Source organism: Hanstruepera flava, assembly GCF_023634025.1.
GTDB classification, from domain to species: domain Bacteria; phylum Bacteroidota; class Bacteroidia; order Flavobacteriales; family Flavobacteriaceae; genus Hanstruepera; species Hanstruepera flava.
Window position 1 is genome coordinate 337,371 of the sequence record NZ_JALJCW010000002.1, and the last position, 22,637, is coordinate 360,007.

Here is a 22,637-nt window from a genome sequence, read left to right on the forward strand (position 1 = left end):
GCATATGATGAATTCAATGACAGATACCGTAAAGCATTTACTTATAATAAATGTTGTTATGTTTATTGGTACACTAACTGTTGGAGGTGCGTCAATTGGCAATAACGAGTTGTTTTACGAATGGTTTGCCTTACATTTTCCCCAAAACGAAATGTTTAAACCATGGCAAATTATAACACATATGTTTATGCATGGTGGGTTTATGCATATTTTCTTTAATATGTTTGCGCTATGGATGTTTGGTACAGCTGTAGAACAGCGATTTGGAAGTAAAAAGTTTTTGTTCTTTTACATGTCATCTGGATTAGGGGCTGCTTTGTTGATGATAGGATATTACTATTTTCAGTTTTATTCAGGGATAAGTGTTTTAAATGATGCTGGATTTGACCAAGCCCAAACTATAAACACATTAAAGTCGGGTTATAATATGTATGATACACGTTGGTCACAGCATTTAAATCAGGAGCAGTTACAGAACTTTGTTGGTGTTTTTAATAGTACTATGGTAGGAGCATCTGGAGCTATAATGGGTGTTTTAGTAGCTTTTGGAATGCTTTATCCAGAATCTAAACTAATGCTCATATTTTTACCAATTCCTATAAAGGCCAAATATTTTATTCCTGGCATCATTGGGTTAGATTTAATTTCTGCAATTACAGGGCAATCATTTTTTAGCCCAAGTAACACTGCGTATATGGCACATATTGGTGGAGCCTTAACCGGATTTTTAATTATGTGGTATTGGAAAAAAACACAGTTTAATAAAAATAGATGGAATTAAAATGACATCGCTTAATCACGATATACAAGACAAATTAAAACGCCTTAATGTTTTTGAAAAGCTTATTGTAGCCAACCTGGTTGTGTTTATTATAGCTTTGCTATTAAGAAATGTTTTCACTTTAAGTCTTAATTGCTTTGAACTGCCTAGCGCGTTTAATGACTTTATTACACAACCTTGGACCGTTGTTACATACGCTTTTGTACATTACGATTTTTGGCACTTTGCTTTCAATATGTTGTGGCTGTATTTTATAGGGAATATGTTTTCCAATTTGTTTAATGCCAAAATGGGCTTAAATGTTTATTTCCTAGGTGCTATTTTTGGAGGCTTTATTTTTCTTTTAGGGTATAATGTGTTTCCAGATTTATTTCCTAACAAATCCCGATTGGTTGGTGCTTCGGCTGCTGTAAGAGCATTATTAATATTCCTTTGTGCCTATATGCCTAAAATGGAAGTTCGGTTTTTTACATTCAACATAAAGCTATGGTATATTGGCGCAGCTATTGTTGTTTTTGATGTTTTGGGAGTGTTTGCCGGAATAAAAGACCCAATATTAGGTAATGCAGGAGGTAATTTAGCTCACCTTGGAGGTGCGTTGTTGGGGTATTTTTATGCCAAGCAATTATTGAAAGGCCAAGATATTGGTAAGGGATTTGAAAAAATGATGGACAGTCTGTCTAGCCTTTTCAAGAAACGAGAAAAGTCGAATTTACGAACAGTCCACCGTAAAAAGTCTGGAAAGGTTGCGGGTTATACTAAAGCCGAGTTTAACGAGTTTAATAAGCAAAAGAAAATTGATTTAATTTTAGATAAGATAAGTAAAAGTGGTTACGATAGTTTAACTGCTGAAGAAAAGGAATTCTTATTTAAAGCGGGTAAGTAAGCATGAAGAACTTAAAGCTAATAGACAAAATTATTTACCTTATTAATGGTCTGTTGGCATTTATGTTATTGCTATCCTATTGTCTGCCACTAGTGCCCCCAAAAACATTTCCCATACTATCTGTATTGAGTTTAGGTGTGCCATTTCTTATTATTATAAATGTTATTTTTTTCTTGTATTGGTTGGTGAAACTTAAAAAACAACTTTCTATATCTTTAGTGGTGCTACTAATAGGTTATTTCGCTTTTGGGTCGCTTTATAAGTTTTCATCTTCAGAGTATGTAAAAAGTAGTAACGATTTAGAAGTGATGAACTACAACGTACGACTTTTCAATTTATACGATTGGATTCCAGAAAAAGATATGGTAGGAGAAATGACCAACCTTATTAAAAAACAAAATCCTGATATATTAAGCATTCAGGAGTTTCATCCACATAGTGATTTAGATTTATCGTTTTTCAAGTATAAATTTGAAAAGCTTTCTGGTAAAAAGGTAAAATACGGTCAGGCTATTTTTTCGCAATATCCTATAATTAATTCAGGATCTATAGAATTTCCAAATACATCAAACAATGCCATATTTATTGACATTGTAAAACAAGAAGATACGTTGCGCGTGTATAATATTCATTTGCAGTCTATGCGTATTGATGCTAATGTTGACAAGTTAAAACAAGAAGATTCTGAACGTTTATTTAAGCGTGTTGAACGGACGTTTGAAATGCAACAGTCTCAAGCCGAACTGTTTTTGGATCACAAGGCAAATTGTCCTTATAAGATGGTAATTTGTGGCGATTTCAATAACACGTCGTTTTCGTATGTATACAATGCCATTCGAGGTGATTTGGTTGATACGTTTAAGGCATCTGGCAATGGATTTGGTAGAACTTACGACTTTAAATTCTTTCCAATTCGAATTGATTTCATTTTAAGTGATCCGTCGTTTGAGGTAAAGGATTTTAAAACATTTGATGAACACTATTCCGATCATTATCCTATTTCAACAACCTTACAATTACATCAATAAACAATCGGCTATATCGGCAATAATATGGCAAATTAAACCCAGTGCAATTAATCGGGTTTGTTTTGGAAATAATAGTACAATGTATATAGCCATTGCCCAATAGGTATGCAGTGGATGAAAATTAATACTGCATCTGTTCGAGTCAAATATTGGGGTGGCTAAAAGGTGATCCAAATCAATGAGCATTCCAGCCATCATAATGGCATAAGCAATAATGACGCGCTTAGGGTAAAATTTTAAAGCTATAAATAGCGGTAATAAAACATGTAACCCATAATGGACCAAACCCTGTGTCATAGTTCTAAAAGAGACTGATTTTGTAAATAGTTTATTGTATTTGGACCTTCGCTAAACAATAAATCAAGAATACTTAAATTGCTGATGAAGCCGTGTTTGTCATTAAAAACTTGGGTGTAAGGCTCAAACTGTTTCGGCTTTTCTTGTTTCGCATTTACCAGATGTCGCCAATCTAACTTGTTAGTCACTGTTTTTTCATACACATCAGTTTTCAAAATAGGCAATTCAAGCTGAAGGCAGTCGCAAATGGTTTCAAAACACGTCATGTTAAAATCTAAAAGAAACTCAACTTGGGTTTGATAAAGCGGAGCAATTTCATCTTCATAAAATTCAAAAAAGGGAGAGGTACGATATGCAGACTCTAACGATTTCCAATGGTTTAATTGCCACTTTTCAGCATTATAAATCCTAACATCGCGATATTTCTGGCGTTCCTTTTGTGTATGTATTACAGGAATATTGAGCGATAATTTGCCATTGGCACCATAAATATATGCTCGGTTTCTATAGGTTTGTTTTTGAAAGTTGTCATCCATTTCAAACCAAACATTGTCAGCTTGTATAATAGCAGCAAAGTGCGCTATATTTGGTAAATAGGTCGGATGGATGAGAATATCCATAAAACAAATTAACTATTTGCTTTTTTATGTTTACGCCATTTGTTGAAACCAAACCAACCGGCTAGCAATATTAAAAACGGAATAAAGTATGATGTTGGTTTCCCACTACCATTTACTGTAGTAAATAATCGTTCCCAACGAATTTTTTCTTTAATGCCTTTGCCATTTGTGTTCCAACTCATCCAAATAAACACAGGCTTACCTACAACATGGTCAAATGGAACAAATCCCCAAGACCTTGCATCTAACGAGTTGTGGCGGTTATCACCCATTAACCAATAATAATCTTTTTCAAACGTGTAAGAATCGGCCAATTCACCATTTACAAATATTTGATTGCCTTTAACTTGTAAGGTGTTGTTTTCGTATTCGGTAATGATGCGTTTATAGACTGGAAGTACGTCTAAATTAAGCTCAACGGTAACTCCAGCTTTTGGTATGTAAAGCGGACCAAAATTATCATTATTCCAATCGTAATTTGGGTCATGTGGAAATACACCTTCATCTCTGGTTTTGGAATTATTTTTGATAACAGATTTCACCTGCGAATCATTTTTAATTTTTTCAGCAAGTTCCAATGTAGTGTTGGCACTAATCTTATTGCTCACAAAATTAACCTTAAGCTGGTTGAATGCATTCTGGCTTATTTGCCCAATAAAATGAACTTCACTACTGTCTTTATAAACGACATCTAAATGCGCATGGTTTTTATTTAAATAATCCTGAATTCTAGTATCTTCCCAAACATTGGTTGGCAACAAATAAACTCGTCCATACTCGGTAATACCATATTTGTCTAAGAAAAATTGGTTGATTTCAGATTTAGTTTCAATAGTGTGAAAAAACTGAAGTTTTGCACGATCTGGTAGTACATTTTGCTTACCATTAATATAAACATAACCATCACGAACCTCAAGCGAATCTCCAGGTAGTCCTACGCAGCGCTTAACATAATTGGTTTTTTTATCTATAGGCTTGTAATAATTTCTGTCGGCTTGTTTGTACATGTTGTATAAGGTATCTACAGGCCAGTTAAACACTACAATATCGTTATGCTCGATTTCCTGAAATCCAGGAATACGCATGTAGGGTAATGAGAATTTATTGATAAACGAGGTGCTCTTTTTACTCACATCATCATCATACAAATACGATTTTTTATTTAAAATAGGGATCGTATCATGTACCATAGGTGCCGAAACTGCCGTCATGGGCACACGAGCACCATAATGAAACTTACTTACAAACAAGAAATCACCAACCAATAATGACTTTTCAAGAGACGATGTTGGTATGGTGTAGGGTTGAATAAAATAGGTGTGTACAATTGTGGCTGCTACAATAGCAAACAGAATAGAACTTATCCAATCTCCAGCTGCAGATTTAGGATGTAAACTTCTATCTTTTACGTGTTCAACATCTAGTGCGTAATTAATATAGTAGTTATAAAAACCTAATGTTATAATAGCGAGAATAGTGTCAGTAGTAGAATTTTTACCAAAACTTCTAGCGGTTTCAACCCATATTACGGGAAACATAATAAGGTTTACAATAGGAAGGAATAATAGAATAGTCCAATACCAAGGGCGATTAATAATCTTCATTAAAACTACAGCATTGTAAACAGGAACAAATGCCTCCCAACCTTGACGACCAGCCTTTTGGTATAGTTTCCAAGTTCCTAAACCATGTATAATTTGAATAACTATAAATACGATTAACAATTCAGTAAATGTCATGTTCGTTTATTTTTATTGTTTTAATTAGTTTGCTTAAGCTACTAATTGTTACAAGTTTATGTTTAATTAACCAATGTTTAACACATCTTTCATGCTAAACACACCCGTTTTTCCCAATAACCATTCAGCAGCTATAACAGCACCTAAAGCAAAACCTTCTCTACTATGGGCCACGTGTTCTATTTTTATACTATCGGTTTTACTACTATAATTTATGCTGTGTGTACCAGGTACATCAGGAATACGTTTTGCATGGATAGGTATGGCTTTTTCTTCAGACGATTCCAAACTCCATTTAGAATAATCCTCATGTTCATTAATTATACTTTCAGCCAAAGTAATGGCTGTACCGCTTGGCGCGTCTAACTTTTGTATATGATGGATTTCTTCCATAGAAATTTTATAATCAGACAATCCGTTCATCATTTTTGCCAATTGTTTATTGAGCTCGAAAAAAATATTAACACCTAAACTAAAATTAGAGGCGTAGATAAAAGCACCATCATGTTCTCTACAAAAACGAAGGGCATCTTCATAATTATGTAGCCAACCGGTTGTTCCTGAAACAATAGGAACATTATGCTTAAAACAATTTATTATGTTATAAAAGGCTGCATCAGGCACACTAAAGTCAATGGCAATATCGGCTTGAGTAATATCGTATCCATCTTCTTCAGAGGTTTTAATTACAATATCGTGTCCGCGACTTATTGCAACTTTCTCGATGGTTTTCCCCATTTTGCCATAGCCAAGCAATGCAATTTTCATTGTTTAAAATTTAAAATTAAAGGTTAATCCTAAATCACCACTCTTATCAAAGTCATTGATTTTATAATGTGGCTTGAATGATAAGTTATCGTCAACGTTAAACTGCAATAAATGGGCATCAACGTTAGCATCAATAATATTTAATACATAAATACCTATGGTTACCAGTAGTGAAATTTCTTGGTTTCGCTGTAAGGTTTTTTGTGCTTCTATTAAGCCAGAGTCTGTAATAGTGCCAAAAAATTCATCATCAGTAAAACCAGCTAAACGTCGTTTATAGGCATCGCGATAACGGTCGTACTCATTACCATTATCAAAGTAAAAATACAATCCAGCTCCAAGAGCCGCATAAACAATAGGGATTTTCCAATACTTTTTATTATAGGCTTGCCCTAAACCAGGAATTACAGCCGAATAAAAAGCTGCTCGAGAAGGTGCTAAAGGATCTATAGGGTCAGTAACAACTGTTCCAGATTCTACAACGAGCTCTTCATTGGATTCTTTTTGTTTCTTATTCTCTTTACCATCTTGAGCAAAAGAGGGAAGCGAACAAAATAACATGAAAACAATTGCTATTGCAAATCTATTTAGCACGCTTTATAAGTTTTATTATACGATTGAAATCTTCTTCTGAATGAAAAGGAATGCTTATGTTACCTTTTCCATTGGCAGATGCTTTAATACTAATTTTATGACCAAAAAAATCTGAAAACTCCTTGATGCCTTTTTTTACAAATTTAGGAGTCTCAACAGTACTCTTTTCAGGTTTTTTAGGGTTTTCATCATTCTGAAGCGCTCGCACTAATGCCTCTGTATCTCGAACAGATAATTTATTTGTAATAATTTGTTCGTAGATGTCTAATTGTGTGCTTTGGTCTTCAATATTTATAATGGCACGACCATGACCCATTGAAATAAAACCATCGCGCATACCAGTTTGAATAATGGGATCCAGTTTTAATAAACGTAAATAATTAGCTATGGTTGAGCGCTTTTTCCCAACACGCTCACTCATTTGTTCTTGAGTAAGGTTAATTTCGTCTATTAAACGCTGATAGGATAAAGCAATTTCAATAGGGTCTAAATCCTGGCGTTGAATATTTTCAACAAGAGCCATTTCTAACGATTCCTGATCGTTGGCAATTCTTATATAAGCAGGAATAGTTTCAAGCCCTATTAATTTTGAAGCCCTAAAACGACGCTCTCCAGATACCAATTGAAATTTATTGAACTCTAGTTTTCTTACCGTTATAGGTTGAATGACTCCCAATTCTTTAATTGAAGACGCTAATTCCCTTAAGGTTTCTTCATTAAAATTTGTTCGTGGTTGAAACGGATTTATCTCAATACTATCAATGTCTAACTCAACAATATTGCCAACAACCTTGTCGGCATTTTTGTCTTGGGCAGAATTTATATCGTTAGATGGGTCTTTTAATAACGCTGAAAGTCCACGTCCTAATGCTTGTTTCTTCGTTGCCTTCGCCATAATTAGGAGTTTTTATTAATAATTTCTTTAGCCAAACTTAAATAATTACTGGCACCTTTACTACTGGCATCGTAATTAATAATGTTTTCACCATAACTTGGTGCTTCGCTTAAACGCACATTACGCTGAATTATGGTTTGAAAAACCATATCGTTAAAATGCTTTTGTACTTCTTCTACAACTTGATTAGAAAGGCGTAATCGCGAATCGTACATGGTTAACAAAAGCCCTTCAATATCTAACTTTGGATTATGGACTTTTTGTACACTTTTTATGGTGTTTAATAATTTACCTAATCCTTCCAAAGCAAAATACTCACATTGAATGGGTATAATTACCGCATCAGAAGCTGTCAAAGCATTTAAGGTTAATAAACCTAAAGAAGGAGCACAATCAATTAATACATAATCGTAATCTTCTTTTATATCTTCCAATGCTTTTTTCAGCATATACTCACGTTCGTCTTTATCTACAAGCTCAATTTCAATAGCTACTAAATCTATATGAGCAGGTATAATATCTAGATTTGGAGTAGAGGTTTGTACAATGGCTTCTTTGGCATTATTGGTATGTTCCAGTAACTGGTAGGTTCCAATTTCAACGGTTTCTACATCTATGCCCAAACCCGATGTGGCATTGGCTTGAGGATCGGCATCTATTAGTAATACTTTTTGTTCGAGTACACCTAGTGAAGCAGCTAAATTTACAGAAGTCGTGGTCTTTCCAACACCTCCTTTTTGATTAGCAATTGCTATAATTTTACCCATTAATCGATTTGGTTTAAATACGCGTAAAAATACAATTATTTGTGGGTTTAGAAAACGTAAGTTGTTAACAAACGTTAAACATTTGTAACGTAATATTTAGCTGGTTTTAAACTGCTATTTTTTCTTGTTACTGCGTATCATTTGTTCCAACTCATCCCACATGTTTTGTGGTATGTCTTCTAGCAAGTTAAACTCGCCAGCGCCTTTAAGCCATTCGCCGCCATCAATAGTAATAACCTCGCCATTGATGTAGCTTGAAAAGTCGGAAACGAGATAGGCCGCCAAATTGGCCAATTCTTGATGGTCACCAACACGATTTAAGGGTACCTTTTTGGCCATATCAAACTTATCTTTCAAATTACCAGGTAATAATCTATCCCATGCCCCTTTTGTAGGAAAGGGCCCTGGTGCAATAGCATTAAAGCGCATGCCGTATTTTGCCCATTCAACAGCTAAACTTCTGGTCATGGCTAAAACACCTGCTTTTGCTGCAGCACTTGGCACGACGTAAGCAGAACCTGTCCAAGAATATGTAGTAACGATATTAAGTACAGTTGTGTTTGTATATTTTTTATCAATCCAATGCTTACCAATAGCAAGCGTGCAGTTTTTTGTACCCTTTAAAACTATGTCTATAATAGTATCAAAAGCATTGGCCGATAAGCGTTCTGTTGGCGATATAAAATTTCCGGCTGCATTATTTAAAAGCACATCAATTTTTCCAAATTGTGCGATAACTGCATCTCGCATACTTTCAACTTCATTGTAATGTCTAACATCACATTGCAACGGTAGGCAAACTCCACCCGTTTCTTTTTCTAATTCCGCAGCAGTGTTTTCAAGTTTCTCCAGATTTCTGCTCGTAATGGCAACTTGTGCACCAAGCTCCAAAAAATATTTGGTCATGGCTTTTCCCAATCCGCTACCTCCACCTGTAACAATAATGGCTTTTCCCTTTAAGGCATCATCACGTAGCATTTTTCCTTTGTAATCCATAAGTTTTCAATTTATGTAAATGTAATATTTATTGGCTAAAAAAGATTGTTTTTAAAATTCAAAAAAATAAAAGCTAGATGTTTTATCTTTATAGCCTTAATCAATAATCTATTATGAAAAAATTAAACAATCTATTCAAAAGCTTACTAATTGTTCTGTTGTTGGTTGGTGTTTCTGTTGATGGAAATGCTCAAATTAAACAAACTGCGAGTGTAGAAGGTATTACTGAATATATGATGGATAACGGTTTAAAAGTTTTACTGTTTCCTGATAATTCAGCACAAACAATTACGGTAAACATTACCTACAAAGTAGGGTCAAGACATGAAGGTTATGGCGAAAAAGGTATGGCTCACTTGTTGGAGCACATGGTTTTTAAAGGCACGCCTAACCATCCTAACATCCCAGAAGAATTAACCGCACATGGAGCCAGGCCTAATGGTACCACCTGGTATGACAGAACCAATTATTATGAGACTTTTAATGCCACCGATGAAAATTTAGAGTGGGCATTAGATTTGGAAGCAGATAGAATGTTAAATTCTTACATTGCCAATGAAGATTTGCAATCAGAATTTACAGTAGTACGAAACGAGTTTGAAAGTGGAGAAAACTCGCCATCTGGAGTTTTAATGAAAAATGTAATTAGTTCGGCGTATTTATGGCATAATTACGGACAATCTACCATTGGAAACCGTTCAGATATCGAGCGTGTGCCAATAGAAAATTTACAGGCTTTTTACAAAAAATATTATCGCCCAGATAATGCCGTTCTTATGGTTACGGGTAAGTTTGACAAGGATAAGACTTTAGCCTTAATTCAAGAAAAATTTAGTGGGTTAGAAAACCCTGATGTAGAATTAAGAGATATTCCAACTATTGAACCACCACAAGATGGTGAAAGGCGTGTGGAGTTAAGCCGTGTTGGAGATTTACAAATTGCCTCGGCATTATACCATATACCAGCAGGATCTCATGAAGATTTCGCTGCTATGGCTATTGCAGAAGAAGTATTGACCGATAACCCTTCAGGGCGTTTGTACAAGGCTTTAGTTGATGAGAAAAAGGCATCTGGATTATACTCTTTCTCACCCTTTACTAAAGAACCATCGTTTCTTTATATTAACGTAAATGTACCTTCAGATAAGTCCTTACAAGTTGCCGAAGAAACATTATTAGGTGTTCTTGATAATTTTTCAAAAGAACCTGTAACAGAAGATGAACTTAAGCGTGCGAAGGCCAACTTGTTAAAACAAATCGATCAGATTTCAAGAAATTCTTCATATTTAGGAACATACACAAGTGAGTTTATTGGTGCTGGAGATTGGAGATTAATGTTTATACATCGTGATCGTATTGAGAACATGACTGTAGATAAAGTTAATGCAGCAGTACAACGTTACTTAATTAATACAAACCGAACGGTAGGCCTATTCAAACCTACTAAAAAACCTATTCGTGTAGCTATTGAGCATACTGAAGGATTAGATGAGTTAGTTGCCAATTATAAAGGCAAAGAAGGTTTAGATGCTGGTGAAGCTTTTGATGTGTCTTACGAAAACATTCAAAATCGTTTAGACTCTGGAGTTCTTGAAAAATTACCAATTGAATATGGCTTTATTAAAAAGAACAATCGTGGCGAAACGGTTACATTAAATTTTACCATTAGAAATGGTAATGTAAACGACTTTATGAACAAAGGAAAAATTGCGAGTTATGTTGGGCGTATGCTCAATAAAGGTACAACTAATATGTCTCGACAAGATATTGAAGATAAGTTAAGCGAATTAAAATCGTCTGCTTTTGTAAGTAGTGGAAATGGACGTGTAAGTGCATCTGTAAATTCAACTGCGGAAAACCTAATGGCAACTTTAGATGTTATGACCGATATGCTAAAGAACCCTGTGTTTGATGAAGCTGAATTAGAGAAACTAAAAACTCAAGATTTAGCGAACATCGAGCAAAGCAAAACAGATCCACAATTTTTAGCGATTCGTGAAATGGGATTGTTAAACCAGACTTTCCCTAAAGGTCATCCGTTATACAACATGACTATTGATGAAGAAATTGAAGCTATAAAAGCAGTTACTGTAGACGATTTAAAAGCGTATCATAAAGAATATTTTGGTATTTCAGATAATGCTTCGGTAGTATCAATTGGTAATATTGATGAGCAAGAGCTGAAAACTTATTTCAATACAAACTTTAGCGACTTTAGAAACAGCCATAATTATGAGCCTATTTTAGATGTATATACCAAGAATACCGCAGCCAATGAAAGTATAATAACACCAGATAAAAAGAATGCTATTTCGTTTGGTATGCTGGCTATGGAAGTAAGTAGAGAAGATAAAGATTATGCAGCACTTCAGGTTGCTGGTGAAATTTTAGGTGGCGGATTCTTATCGTCTAGAATCGCCAACAGATTACGCCAACAAGATGGTGTAAGTTATGGAGCAGGAGGCGCTGTAAATGTAGACAACAATAGTAAAGAGAAAAACTCGTCAGCGTTTGTGTATGCTATTTATGCGCCTGAAAATGCAGCCAAAGTGCAGCAAGGTTTTAAAGAGGAAATTGCTCGCTTTATAGCAGAAGGTATTACACAAGAAGAATTGGAAACAACAGTTAAAGGTTGGGTAGAAGCACAAAGTGTATCGCGTGCTAAAGACAATGAGCTTGCTGGTTTAATAGGTAGTAATTTATATTACGATCGTGATATGACCTTCCAAAAAAATATTGAAGAACAAGTAAAAAACTTAACTGTAGATGATGTAAATGCAGCTATTAAAAAGTACTTTAAAAATTATGAAGAGTGGACAGTTGTGAATGCTGGAGACTTTGAAAGTTTAGAAATTAAAAAAGAAGATAAGAAAGTAGATTAAAGTTCTTTTTACAATTTTAAAAAGCCAACACGTTAATAACGCGTTGGCTTTTTTATGTCTAAATGGTAATCTATTGGCTTTAAGTTCTAGCTAAAATAGCTAGCAAATAAAATCATCAAAGCTCTAAAAAATAAATATGCTCTAGTGAGATTTTTTATTTTTCAGGTAAGTATAATTTCATATTGTCAATTTCTAGTTCGTCTAGATGTCCCATTTTACGTTCGTCGGCTGTAATTAAATGCATATGTAAAAATGAATCGTGATGTGTGAAAACACCTTTGTGTTCGGTTGAGAAAAAACCGACTATTTCTACAGTTTCATCTTTTAATTTATAATTGGTTTGCCCTTGGTGAGCTTCATCTGGTGAAGATACTTTTGTTCCCTCTGGAAGGTTTTGGATATGTATAATAGCACTAATAGCTTGTCCTGCTAATTTAAAAACAAAAGGTCTTTTAAAATCAGCTGTATTTGTATCAATAAAGTTTTCTAAATCTTGAATGGTTTTAATCGAAGCAGGCAAGTTAATTTCATTCCAATCGGTTACGTTACCATAAACAAAGAATGGTGCTGTAACATCAAACTGTTTTTTAACGATCATTGTAGAATCGGAAATTACTTTTGAAACATAACTTTTCCCTTCGTTAATTAACAACTCACCAGTAAGGTAGCTTTCGGGCCCTAGCCCATAAAGTCCATTTTTATTTGAAATTGTATCTAGGTTTATACTGGCTCCTAATTCGCCCTTCCACATTACATTTTTCATAGCACCTACAATTTTAATATCTGAGTAGGTTTCTGTGTTTTTGGTAGGGTTTTCTTTTTGTGTCGAGTTGCAGCTTAACAGCCCAATTGTTAGAAGCCCGAATACTATTCGCTTTATATTTGAAATCATTTTTTTAATCGTTAAATAGTGGCTGACAATTTAGGTTTCAATACAGTGCCAAAGAATCCGCAAGATTAATTACAAAGGTTGTTATAGGTAGTTTTTTATTCCGATTTTTGATATTCCGAATAACTGTCCACAGTTGTTTTTCCGTTTATAACTAAAGTATTCATGATATCTGCATAGTTTATCTTTTGGTTTTCAAAATCCTTTTCGAAAGTTAGAAATAGAATATTATATAGATGCTTACCACTTACAAAACTTGAGTTTATTCCTTTAAATTTGTTTTCTCCTTTTGCTGTAGAAATGAAATGTCTTAAAGGTTTTATATTGTTATAAAAAACTAAATCAATTTCTGTTACTTCGCAGCCACAAGTTTCTTGGTAATAAGTTTCATATTTTCCATCCAAAAGGTTTCCCTTTTCAAATCCGTGATCAGTTATTTTGGATATCAATAGTGTGTATTTAAATTCATTTTCAGATGTTTTTACAAATACGTCAATTTTAGAATTGGGTTGATTCTGATTCGAGTATTTTAAGTCCGAGTCTGCTAAAAAAACATAATCTTCATTATTATCCACATAGAATTTTTTGTTAGTCTGCGAAAAGGACATATTCGAAAGAACTCCAAATAGTATTATTAATCTAAAAAGTTTTTTCATTTATGATTTAGTTTAATGACCAACGATATCGACTGTGCTTTCGTTGAGGAAAAATCCGCAGGATTAATTACACACGTTTTAAGTTTTTAATCTCAGTTCCAAAAAGTATCACAATATAGCTAATTAAGGTTAAAGAGTATCCAAAAACCAATCTAAAAGGGATTGGTATTATATGCCATAAAATTAGTGTAGCTATTAGAAGAATACATATTCCAATTTTTCGTTTGCTATAGTAATTAAGACTTAAAATTAACAAGCCAAGATTAAAGACTTTTGAACTTGGTCCTAAAGTAATAAATGTTTTCCAGATTGATGGAATTTGTATAATATGGCTTGTGAATTCGTTACGCATTTCTTGGTTTGGAAAACTCCAAAATATAAAATCTAGTACACACATTCCAATCATACAAGCTATTCCAATTAAGGTTAATGGAATTCCAATGCTGCTGTAAATTTTTTTAGGAAAGGATACAACCTGTGGAATAAGACAGACTACTCCAACTAACAAGAACCAATGAGCAAAATCAATAGGTTTCTGGTTGTATACAAAATCATTGCCTTGAGCTAACAATATTTGACCTGTTAAAAGGAAAACTAGTCCGATGATAAAAAAAATCTTATAAGTCATTTGAGTTCTATGTGATCAATTGTATTACTAAATTTCTTTATAAGATATCGATGACGATAGAATGTTACACTTTTTTGATGACAATAGTTTGCCAATTTAGTTAACTAAACTTCAATTTTAATGTGCTACAACTTATAGCTTAACAGTATACATGGTTAATAAACCGCTTGCTATTTTGGATAGGACTACACTTTAGTGTTACTATCAATCAATTAAAATCTCTAAAATTTTAATAGCGGCATCACTAATTTTTGTACCAGGACCAAAAACAGCTACAGCACCAGCATCAAATAAATATTGGTAATCTTGTTTGGGTATTACACCACCTACGATAACCATAATGTCATCGCGACCGTATTTTTTTAGCGCTTCAATAACTTGCGGTACCAAGGTTTTATGACCGGCTGCCAATGACGATACACCTAATATGTGGACATCGTTTTCCACAGCTTGTTTGGCGGCTTCTTGTGGTGTTTGGAATAAAGGACCAATATCAACATCAAAACCAACATCGGCATAACCAGTGGCAACTACCTTGGCGCCACGATCATGGCCGTCTTGTCCCATTTTGGCAATCATAATACGTGGTCTTCTACCATCTTGCTCGGCAAATTGGTCGGCTAAAGCCTTGGCTTTATTAAACGAATCGTCGTTTTTAATTTCTTTACTATACACGCCTGAAAACGATTTAATTTGTGCTTTATATCTTCCAAAAACAGCTTCAAGAGCATCGCTAATTTCACCCAAAGTGGCACGTTCTCTAGCTGCATTAACAGCTAAAGCTAATAAATTTTCTTCACCTGATTGTGCTGCTTCTGTTAAAGCCGATAATGCGTTTTTAACGTTTTCTGCATTACGTTCAGATTTTATTCTATTTAGACTATCAATTTGCTGATTACGAACGGTTTGATTATCGACTTCTAAAGTCTGTATTGGCGCTTCTTCCTCTAGTTGATACTTATTTACACCAACAATAATATCCTGACCAGAATCTATACGGGCTTGTTTTCTAGCAGCAGCTTCTTCAATACGTATTTTAGGAATACCAGCTTCAATGGCCTTGGTCATGCCACCCAATTCTTCAACTTCTTCAATCAACGACCATGCTTTTTGGGCAATATCATGCGTTAGCTTCTCAACATAATAACTGCCTGCCCAAGGGTCAACGGTTTTAGTAATGTGGGTTTCTTCTTGAAGATAAATTTGTGTGTTTCTAGCAATACGTGCCGAAAAATCGGTTGGTAGGGCAATGGCTTCGTCTAAAGCGTTGGTATGTAAACTTTGCGTACCACCAAAGGCAGCAGCAGCAGCTTCTATACAGGTTCGCGCTACATTATTAAAGGGGTCTTGCTCGGTTAGACTCCAACCAGATGTTTGACAATGTGTTCTTAAGGCTAAAGATTTTGGGTTCTTAGGATTAAACTGCTTTACTAGTTTAGCCCACAGCATACGTGCCGCACGCATTTTGGCAATTTCCATAAAATGATTCATACCAATAGCCCAGAAAAACGAAAGACGCGGCGCAAAAGTGTCAATATCCATTCCAGCTTCCAAACCTTTTCTAATATATTCTAAACCATCAGCTAGGGTGTAAGCCAATTCAATATCGCAGGTGGCACCCGCTTCCTGCATATGGTAACCAGAAATACTGATACTGTTGAATTTTGGCATGTTTTGGCTGGTATATTCAAAAATATCTGAAATGATTTTCATGGAAGGCGTAGGCGGATAAATGTAGGTGTTACGCACCATAAATTCCTTTAAAATATCATTCTGAATGGTTCCAGCCAATTGTTCAGGTTTTACGCCTTGCTCTTCGGCAGCTACAATATAAAAAGCCATGATAGGCAAAACAGCTCCATTCATGGTCATGGAGACCGACATTTTATCCAGAGGAATTTGGTCGAAAAGGATTTTCATGTCTTCAACCGAATCGATTGCTACACCTGCTTTTCCAACATCGCCAACAACACGATCATGGTCAGAATCATAACCTCTATGTGTTGCCAAATCGAAAGCTACGGAAAGTCCTTTTTGCCCAGCAGCCAAATTACGACGATAAAAAGCGTTACTTTCTTCTGCAGTAGAGAATCCAGCATATTGGCGAATGGTCCAAGGGCGACGTACATACATGGTGCTGTAAGGACCGCGAAGATTAGGCGCTATTCCAGCAACAAAACCGAGATGTTCAACAGTGTCTAAATCCGATTTCGAATAAGTGGATTTAACCTGTATATCCTCGGCTGTGTTATGAGAGTGGATACCGTTCTCTAATTCATGTTGTTTGCCATTTGCAAGGCTTATATGTTGCATGTTTTTTCTAGACATTATAATATCATTTTTTGTAGATATTCATCAAAATTAATCTGGTAAGGTGTAGATAAATTTATCAATACCGTTTTTTGTTTTGAAGATATAATATATGAATTACTAAAAACGGATGTTTTAATTTTAGGATTATCAATTCGAAAAACTGCTTTAAAGATTTGTACATCTTTATTCGAACTATATTTAGCTGTTATCTTATTAAAATCTAAATTTGAAAGGTGTGATGTTTGTTCATGGTTTTGACGTATCATACCTAATAAAAATTGGGCATCTCGCTTTTGAAGCGGCATGTATTTCACAGTGTTTATTGTGTAGGTGGATCGTGATAGCTCATCATAAAACAAATATAAATTCCCATCCATTTTTCTCATGTTATTTAGACGTGCTATTTCATATTTGTAAGCTTCTTCAGGAACAATAGAGTCCAACAGATTTTGATAATCAACTGTAGAGTATTTTTTAAATACTGAAGGGAGGTATATTTTAATACCATCATTTTCTAAAAAATGATATGACCCTTCTACCTCGTTAATATTATCAGACTCTATCCAAGTTATCACTTCTGTTGCAACAGAGTTTAAACAACTTGAAATAACAATAGAGCTTAATAAAACTAAAAGGAATATGCTTACTCTTTTTTTCACTGATTAATTACTAATTGTTAATGATTGTGACCTGCATGGTCATCTGTTTTTTCTGTAGCAGGCTTTTGTTTAATTAAAGGTTTGCCTGGTTCGGTGCGGTAGGTTGTTTTTTCTTGAATTTTTTTTTCTGTTACTTGTGTTGGGTCAACATCAAATAATTTAGAATAGTATAAATCTAAAGCTATAAATGCAGCCAGATAACGGTCTGTGTTTGCCGTTTTAACTTTATTCAATAAAGGTGCTCCAAAAATATCAGCACGCATACTGTTAACAGAAATTAGCGATTTGTAGGTGGTTGCTAATCCTTTGTCTTTCATATTGTCTCCAATACAAGTAAAGATGTCTGCCTTGTAATTAAGGGTGTTGTCAGCATTCCATAATTGAGATTGGTTTTTAAGCGCATTAAAAACTTCCATACTATGTGGTGTTACAACCTCTTGATACTTAACACCCTTTCTTTGGGTTGCCCTAAAAAAGTTGGTGTAGGCAACACGTAAATCAGAGCTTCGGGTATTGTAGGTTTTCATAATATCGTCTTCAAAAGACAAAAGCGCTTCATGAATTAATTTTGTGTCTACATCAGTACAATTTAATGCGTTTTCAGTTTCAGTATACTTATAATCAAAATCAACTGTTTGGGTTTCGTTTTTACAATTTAATACTGTTAATAATACGGTTAGAACAGCTAGTTTTAAAATGGATTTACTCATAGTTGTTAATTTTACTTTTAATAGGTTGTCTTTAATCTTCGATTTCATAGTTCGTAAAATTTAAAATTTATTCGTTGTGTAATCTTTGTTGTTCCAATGTTTCTGATAAACGCTTTTCTATAAGAGGTTCGATAAGTGTTTTGCGTGGTTTGGTTTTTACAAAAGGATATAATTCCAGTTCATTCTTCATGCGGTCTTCATTATTTGGATGCTTGTTAGAGCCTACTAAAATCAGTTTTCCAGAGTCAAATTGATCCTGTTCTTTTTGAGCCGATTCTTTAATTTTTCTTTGAATAACACCCTCTTTAAGTTGTGATAAAAATCCACCTTGCGTTTCTATATCCTTAAAAAGTGTTAAGGCTTTTTCGGCAAGTTGTTTGGTAAGCGTTTCTATATAATAAGCACCATCTGCAGGATTGTTTACCATATTGAAATAGCTTTCATGTTTCAAAATTAACAGCTGGTTTCTGGATATTCTGTCTCCAAATTCATTGTTTTTATGGTAAATGGCATCGTAAGGTAAATTACAAATACTATTGGCGCCTCCTAAAATAGCACTCATACATTCGGTTGTGGTTCGCAACATATTGGTATTGTAATCGTACAATGTTTTGTTGCGTTTGGTAGGAGTGGCAAAAATGTTGGTTTCCAGCTTACATTCGTAAGTGTCTGCAAAGAGTTCAATTAAAGTCCGTAGGGCACGAAGCTTCGCAATTTCAAAAAAGTAGTTAGATCCAACCGAAACGTTCAAAGTCAGGGTCAACTTTTTGTTTTTTAAAGACTTTTCAGAATGTAGATAATTTAAATATTCGTTACAATGGGCTAGGGTATATGCTAATTGCTGTACTGTATTAGCACCTGCATTTTGATATAAACTTGTATCAATGCTAAATTGTGATGTGTAATTTACAATATTGGAAAATTGCCCATGGTCTTCTTTTAGATTGTAATACCAGTTGCCCGAACGCGCTAAATGGCCAATAATATCTGTACAGATATAAACTCTTGCTTTTGTATCATGGTTTTGGATGGTTTTTACAAAATCATCATCGCAAAACAAACATTCAAAATACAGTGTTTCGGCAGTTATGTTATGTAGCAATTGGGTTATGGAAACGGTAGTGTTGGGTAAAATGAATTTAATGGTTTCTGCGCCACGATTAAGAGCGTAAACAGCTATGTTGTTTGCAATGGTAACATCGTCTACATAAATGGTTTGTGCAATGGTCCAAGAAGTTACTTTAGTTTCGGGAACTTCCTCTATAGATTCAAATGCTTCGGGATGATAAAAAGGCTTAACATCAATGCCTTCGTTTGTATGCCATATTAAGGTGTTATTGTAATCGGCACCTTTTAAATCGGCTTGAATTTTTTGTTTCCATTCATTGGCAGAAACGTTAGGAAATTCGTTAAATAATTTTTTAGTCATTTTTATCCTCTTTTGGAATGCTGTCTTCATATTCAATAATGAAGATTTCTTCATCGGCCTTTTTCATGTAATATTTTTCACGAGCTAACTTTTCAACACCTTCTTCGTTACTTAACTCTTTTATAGCCTTTTTGTCTTTTTGTATCTCACTTTTATAATATTCTTTTTCAGCTTCAAGATCATCAATTTCAGAATTTAATTCATGATGGATAAACCAAGAATTGGCATCTATAAATAACATCCAAATAGTAAAGCCTACAAAAATAAGTACAAAGATATTTTTGAAAGGTTTAACGTATTTGTTTTTAAGAAACTTCATTTATTATAAACGGTCATTTATTATGGTCTTAACAATATCAACTGCAACAGTGTTGTATTTATTATTAGGAATAATAATATCGGCATACTCCTTCATGGGTTCAATAAATTGCTGATGCATGGGTTTAAGTGTTGACTGATAGCGGTTTAGTACTTCATCTAAATCTCTTCCGCGTTCAGAAATATCACGCTTTAAACGTCTAATTAAACGCTCGTCACTATCGGCATGAACAAAGATTTTAATATCAAACATGTCCCGAAGTTCTGGATTTGTTAGAATTAAAATACCTTCAACAATCATAACCTTTCTAGGGTGTGTTAAAATAGTATCACCTGTTCGGTTGTGCTTGACAAAAGAATATACAGGTTGCGCAATAGTTTGCCCTGTTTTTAGTTTTTTAAGGTGCGATTCCAATAATTCAAAATCTATAGACCTTGGGTGGTCAAAATTTATTTTTACACGTTCATCAAAACTTAAATGCGATGTGTCTTTATAATACGAATCTTGCGAAATGACACCAACTTCACCTTCAGGTAATTGATTTAATATTTGATTAACAACGGTTGTTTTACCACAGCCTGTTCCGCCAGCAATTCCAATAATTAGCATGTAAACATTTTTTGTTGAACAAATTTAGTTATTTCGTATGGAATTTAAAGGGCATTCTAATTCTAATTTAAGACTAACTAGGGATTGATTTTAACAATGCCTAAATTTTCAATTCCAGCATAAATATAACCATCTGGACCTATTCCAATTGAACGCAAGCGACCTAAACCTTCCAATAGTTTTTCTTCTTTGGTTACCGTATTGTTTTTTAAGTAAATATTATCTAGATATTGAAATTTTAAGGAGCCAACTAATACGTTGCCTTTCCATTTCGGATAAATATCACTGCTAATAAACACCATGCCGCAAGGAGCAATAGAAGGATCCCAATAGTGCAAAGGTTGTTCCATGCCTGGCAAGGCTGTTTTATCTGTTATTTTAGAACCTGAGTAATTTCGGCCATAAGTAATTTTTGGCCAACCATAGTTTTTACCCTTGTTAATAATATTAATCTCGTCGCCACCTTTTGGGCCGTGCTCATGAGACCATAATTCACCTGTTTCAGGATGAATAGCCAAGCCTTGAGGGTTGCGATGGCCATAAGAGTATATGGCTTGTTTGGCATTGGGTGCGTTGTAAAACGGATTGTCTTTAGGGATGCGACCGTCATCATGTAGTCTATAAATCTTACCGCCATCGCGAGTTATATCTTGAGGATTAGTGTCTCGATCACCACGTTCGCCAATAGAGAAATATAAATAGCCATTATTGTCGAAAGCTAATCGAGAACCAAAATGCTGACCAGAAGTTGAATTTGGTGAAGCTTTGTAAAGTAACTGTTTGTCGGTGAATTGCGAATTTTTAATTTTTCCACGCATTATAGCAGTATGTCCACCTTTGCCATTACCTGCTGATGAGGCAAATGAGATATATACCCAACCGTTTTCGTTGTAGTTAGGGTGTAGAACGATATCCATTAAGCCGCCTTGGCCCCTTACATAAATTTCAGGTAGCCCAGAGATTTCTTTAGTAATGCCATTTTTAAAATGAAGAAGTTTACCTGCTTTTTCGGTTATCAATAACGAATTATCTGGTAAAAAAGTAAATCCCCAAGGGATGTTTAAATCAGGCACGATAATATTGTAACTTTTGTTTTTACTTGAATTTTGGGCACAAGTGGTAAGGTTCAAAAAGGCAAGGGTAAAAACAATTATTATTCGAATTTTCATAGGGAAAAATATTATGATATAAATTTAAGATAATACTTGTAAGAAATTAAAGAAAAGCTATATATTTGCAGTCCTAAAATGATAACCAAGTTTCGGGGTGTAGCGTAGCCCGGTTATCGCGCCGCGTTTGGGACGCGGAGGTCGCAGGTTCGAATCCTGCCACCCCGACTTTTAAAGCTCAACATATGTTGGGCTTTTTTATTTGTACCATAAGTGTTAATTAATTGCTAACCAACTTTGATTTTCTAATTAAAAAAGATATATTATATATCACAAATTAAACGAATTATAACAACTAAATAATTAGAAAGAAAGATGGGAAAAGAAAGCAGTACATTATTAGGAATATTGGCAGGAACCGCAATAGGAGCGACTTTAGGAATTTTGTTTGCTCCAGATAAAGGTTCTGTTACACGTCAAAAAATAGCAGATGAAGCTGCAGTTGCTCGCGATAAAGTCTCTGAAACCGCACATAATATGCGAGATAAAGTTGCCGAGAATGTAGCCAGTAAAAAAGAAACTTTAGACGAACAAATAGAGTCTATTGTTTCTGATGTAAGTCACAAGGCAGATGATGTTATAACAGCGCTTGAAAAGAAACTGGCAGAATTAAAAGCAAGGAATAAGCAGTACCAAAAAAAATAATTTTCAATGAAACTTTTTGAATCGATTAACGAAACATCTGGCAAGATGACAGATGCAGGAGAGGCTTATTTTAAAAAGTCTCAAGAATATCTTAAACTTAAAGTATTTCAGCAAATTAGTGTTTCCATTACTTTTGTTGCAAAGGCTTTAGTAATTGGAAGTTTATTATTTATTGGGTTGTTTTTTGCGTCCTTTGCTCTGGCAATGGCAATTGGTGAATGGCTGGACAATTTAGCTTTGGGTTATTTAATGCTTGGGGTAGTGTTTTTGTTGGGATGCGTTTTGGTGTATTACCAAAGACACACAATAGAACGTAAAGTAATAAAGAGTCTGTCTTCTAAATTTTTTAATTCTTAAA

24 protein-coding genes and 1 tRNA gene are annotated in these 22,637 nt (G+C 34.5%); 7 read left to right on the forward strand and 18 right to left on the reverse strand.

Translation table 11 applies throughout. From position 1 onward, the window contains the following. Positions 1-7 precede the first annotated feature (7 nt). From MTX13_RS09040 to MTX13_RS09050, 3 genes are read left to right on the forward strand one after another with little or no spacing between them, the layout of a single operon-like run. Positions 8-781 carry a rhomboid family intramembrane serine protease gene (locus MTX13_RS09040; protein WP_250434552.1) on the forward strand — a complete coding sequence of 258 codons (774 nt, stop codon included), beginning with the start codon at positions 8-10 and terminating at the stop codon, positions 779-781. A gap of 1 nt (position 782) precedes the next feature. Next, positions 783-1,667 carry a rhomboid family protein gene (locus tag MTX13_RS09045; RefSeq protein ID WP_250434270.1) on the forward strand — a complete coding sequence of 295 codons (885 nt, stop codon included), beginning with the start codon at positions 783-785 and terminating at the stop codon, positions 1,665-1,667. Between the two features lie 2 nt (positions 1,668-1,669). After that, positions 1,670-2,695, forward strand: coding sequence for an endonuclease/exonuclease/phosphatase family protein (locus MTX13_RS09050; RefSeq protein ID WP_250434272.1), 1,026 nt, complete (start codon positions 1,670-1,672; stop codon positions 2,693-2,695). On the opposite strand, the gene MTX13_RS09055 is transcribed toward MTX13_RS09050, so the two are convergent. The 8 genes from MTX13_RS09055 to MTX13_RS09090 form a co-directional block, all read right to left on the reverse strand. Further along, on the reverse strand, positions 2,684-2,992 hold the full coding sequence (locus tag MTX13_RS09055; RefSeq protein ID WP_250434273.1) for a DUF6122 family protein: 309 nt from the start codon (positions 2,990-2,992) through the stop codon (positions 2,684-2,686). The genes MTX13_RS09050 and MTX13_RS09055 overlap by 12 nt on opposite strands. Beyond that, positions 2,989-3,612, reverse strand: coding sequence for a WbqC family protein (locus MTX13_RS09060; RefSeq protein WP_250434275.1), 624 nt, complete (start codon positions 3,610-3,612; stop codon positions 2,989-2,991). The genes MTX13_RS09055 and MTX13_RS09060 overlap by 4 nt, the downstream gene beginning before the upstream one ends. Before the next feature lie 8 nt (positions 3,613-3,620). After that, a complete protein-coding gene (lepB, locus tag MTX13_RS09065) occupies positions 3,621-5,351 on the reverse strand; it encodes a signal peptidase I (RefSeq protein ID WP_250434276.1) in 1,731 nt (576 codons plus the stop codon). Between the two features lie 66 nt (positions 5,352-5,417). Beyond that, entirely contained in the window at positions 5,418-6,119 is a 702-nt protein-coding gene (gene dapB / locus MTX13_RS09070) for a 4-hydroxy-tetrahydrodipicolinate reductase (protein ID WP_250434277.1), read from the reverse strand. Between the two features lie 3 nt (positions 6,120-6,122). Next, positions 6,123-6,713, reverse strand: a complete 591-nt coding sequence (locus MTX13_RS09075; RefSeq protein ID WP_250434278.1) for a DUF5683 domain-containing protein — start codon at positions 6,711-6,713, stop codon at positions 6,123-6,125. Then, positions 6,703-7,608: a ParB/RepB/Spo0J family partition protein gene (locus tag MTX13_RS09080; protein ID WP_250434279.1), complete on the reverse strand. Its 906-nt coding sequence runs from the start codon at positions 7,606-7,608 to the stop codon at positions 6,703-6,705. Before MTX13_RS09080 ends, MTX13_RS09075 begins: the two co-directional genes overlap by 11 nt. A 2-nt stretch (positions 7,609-7,610) precedes the next feature. After that, a complete protein-coding gene (locus MTX13_RS09085) occupies positions 7,611-8,375 on the reverse strand; it encodes a ParA family protein (protein ID WP_223034052.1) in 765 nt (254 codons plus the stop codon). A 114-nt stretch (positions 8,376-8,489) separates the two neighbouring features. Continuing rightward, positions 8,490-9,371 carry an SDR family oxidoreductase gene (locus MTX13_RS09090; protein WP_250434280.1) on the reverse strand — a complete coding sequence of 294 codons (882 nt, stop codon included), beginning with the start codon at positions 9,369-9,371 and terminating at the stop codon, positions 8,490-8,492. A gap of 113 nt (positions 9,372-9,484) precedes the next feature. On the opposite strand from MTX13_RS09090, the gene MTX13_RS09095 reads away from it, so the two are divergent. Beyond that, entirely contained in the window at positions 9,485-12,253 is a 2,769-nt protein-coding gene (locus MTX13_RS09095; protein ID WP_250434281.1) for a M16 family metallopeptidase, read from the forward strand. 154 nt (positions 12,254-12,407) lie between these two features. On the opposite strand, the gene MTX13_RS09100 is transcribed toward MTX13_RS09095, so the two are convergent. The 10 genes from MTX13_RS09100 to MTX13_RS09145 all read right to left on the reverse strand — a co-directional run bounded on the left by MTX13_RS09100 (position 12,408) and on the right by MTX13_RS09145 (position 21,634). Next, entirely contained in the window at positions 12,408-13,145 is a 738-nt protein-coding gene (locus MTX13_RS09100; protein WP_250434282.1) for an acetolactate decarboxylase, read from the reverse strand. A 95-nt stretch (positions 13,146-13,240) separates the two neighbouring features. Then, complete coding sequence (locus MTX13_RS09105; protein ID WP_250434283.1) at positions 13,241-13,798, reverse strand: hypothetical protein; 558 nt, start codon at positions 13,796-13,798, stop codon at positions 13,241-13,243. A gap of 67 nt (positions 13,799-13,865) precedes the next feature. After that, positions 13,866-14,426 (reverse strand): hypothetical protein, encoded by a 561-nt coding sequence (locus tag MTX13_RS09110; RefSeq protein WP_250434285.1) that lies wholly within the window; start codon positions 14,424-14,426, stop codon positions 13,866-13,868. A gap of 204 nt (positions 14,427-14,630) precedes the next feature. After that, on the reverse strand, positions 14,631-16,754 hold the full coding sequence (gene scpA / locus MTX13_RS09115) for a methylmalonyl-CoA mutase (RefSeq protein WP_250434287.1): 2,124 nt from the start codon (positions 16,752-16,754) through the stop codon (positions 14,631-14,633). Further along, positions 16,754-17,398 carry a hypothetical protein gene (locus MTX13_RS09120; protein WP_250434288.1) on the reverse strand — a complete coding sequence of 215 codons (645 nt, stop codon included), beginning with the start codon at positions 17,396-17,398 and terminating at the stop codon, positions 16,754-16,756. Before MTX13_RS09120 ends, scpA begins: the two co-directional genes overlap by 1 nt. Before the next feature lie 17 nt (positions 17,399-17,415). Next, on the reverse strand, positions 17,416-18,156 hold the full coding sequence (locus MTX13_RS09125) for a hypothetical protein (RefSeq protein WP_250434289.1): 741 nt from the start codon (positions 18,154-18,156) through the stop codon (positions 17,416-17,418). Positions 18,157-18,175: 19 nt separating this feature from the next. Then, positions 18,176-19,537, reverse strand: coding sequence for a methylmalonyl-CoA mutase subunit beta (locus MTX13_RS09130; protein ID WP_250434290.1), 1,362 nt, complete (start codon positions 19,535-19,537; stop codon positions 18,176-18,178). Further along, entirely contained in the window at positions 19,530-19,856 is a 327-nt protein-coding gene (locus tag MTX13_RS09135; protein ID WP_250434291.1) for an FtsB family cell division protein, read from the reverse strand. The genes MTX13_RS09130 and MTX13_RS09135 overlap by 8 nt, the downstream gene beginning before the upstream one ends. Positions 19,857-19,859: 3 nt before the next feature. Further along, positions 19,860-20,465 carry a uridine kinase gene (gene udk / locus MTX13_RS09140; RefSeq protein WP_250434292.1) on the reverse strand — a complete coding sequence of 202 codons (606 nt, stop codon included), beginning with the start codon at positions 20,463-20,465 and terminating at the stop codon, positions 19,860-19,862. Between the two features lie 77 nt (positions 20,466-20,542). After that, on the reverse strand, positions 20,543-21,634 hold the full coding sequence (locus tag MTX13_RS09145) for a PQQ-dependent sugar dehydrogenase (protein ID WP_250434293.1): 1,092 nt from the start codon (positions 21,632-21,634) through the stop codon (positions 20,543-20,545). Positions 21,635-21,727: 93 nt separating this feature from the next. On the opposite strand from MTX13_RS09145, the gene MTX13_RS09150 reads away from it, so the two are divergent. The 3 genes from MTX13_RS09150 to MTX13_RS09160 all read left to right on the forward strand — a co-directional run bounded on the left by MTX13_RS09150 (position 21,728) and on the right by MTX13_RS09160 (position 22,636). Beyond that, positions 21,728-21,802, forward strand: a tRNA-Pro gene (locus MTX13_RS09150). Positions 21,803-21,949: 147 nt separating this feature from the next. Further along, a complete protein-coding gene (locus MTX13_RS09155) occupies positions 21,950-22,279 on the forward strand; it encodes a YtxH domain-containing protein (protein WP_250434294.1) in 330 nt (109 codons plus the stop codon). A gap of 6 nt (positions 22,280-22,285) precedes the next feature. Then, positions 22,286-22,636: a hypothetical protein gene (locus MTX13_RS09160; RefSeq protein ID WP_250434295.1), complete on the forward strand. Its 351-nt coding sequence runs from the start codon at positions 22,286-22,288 to the stop codon at positions 22,634-22,636. The last annotated feature ends 1 nt before the right edge of the window (position 22,637 follow it).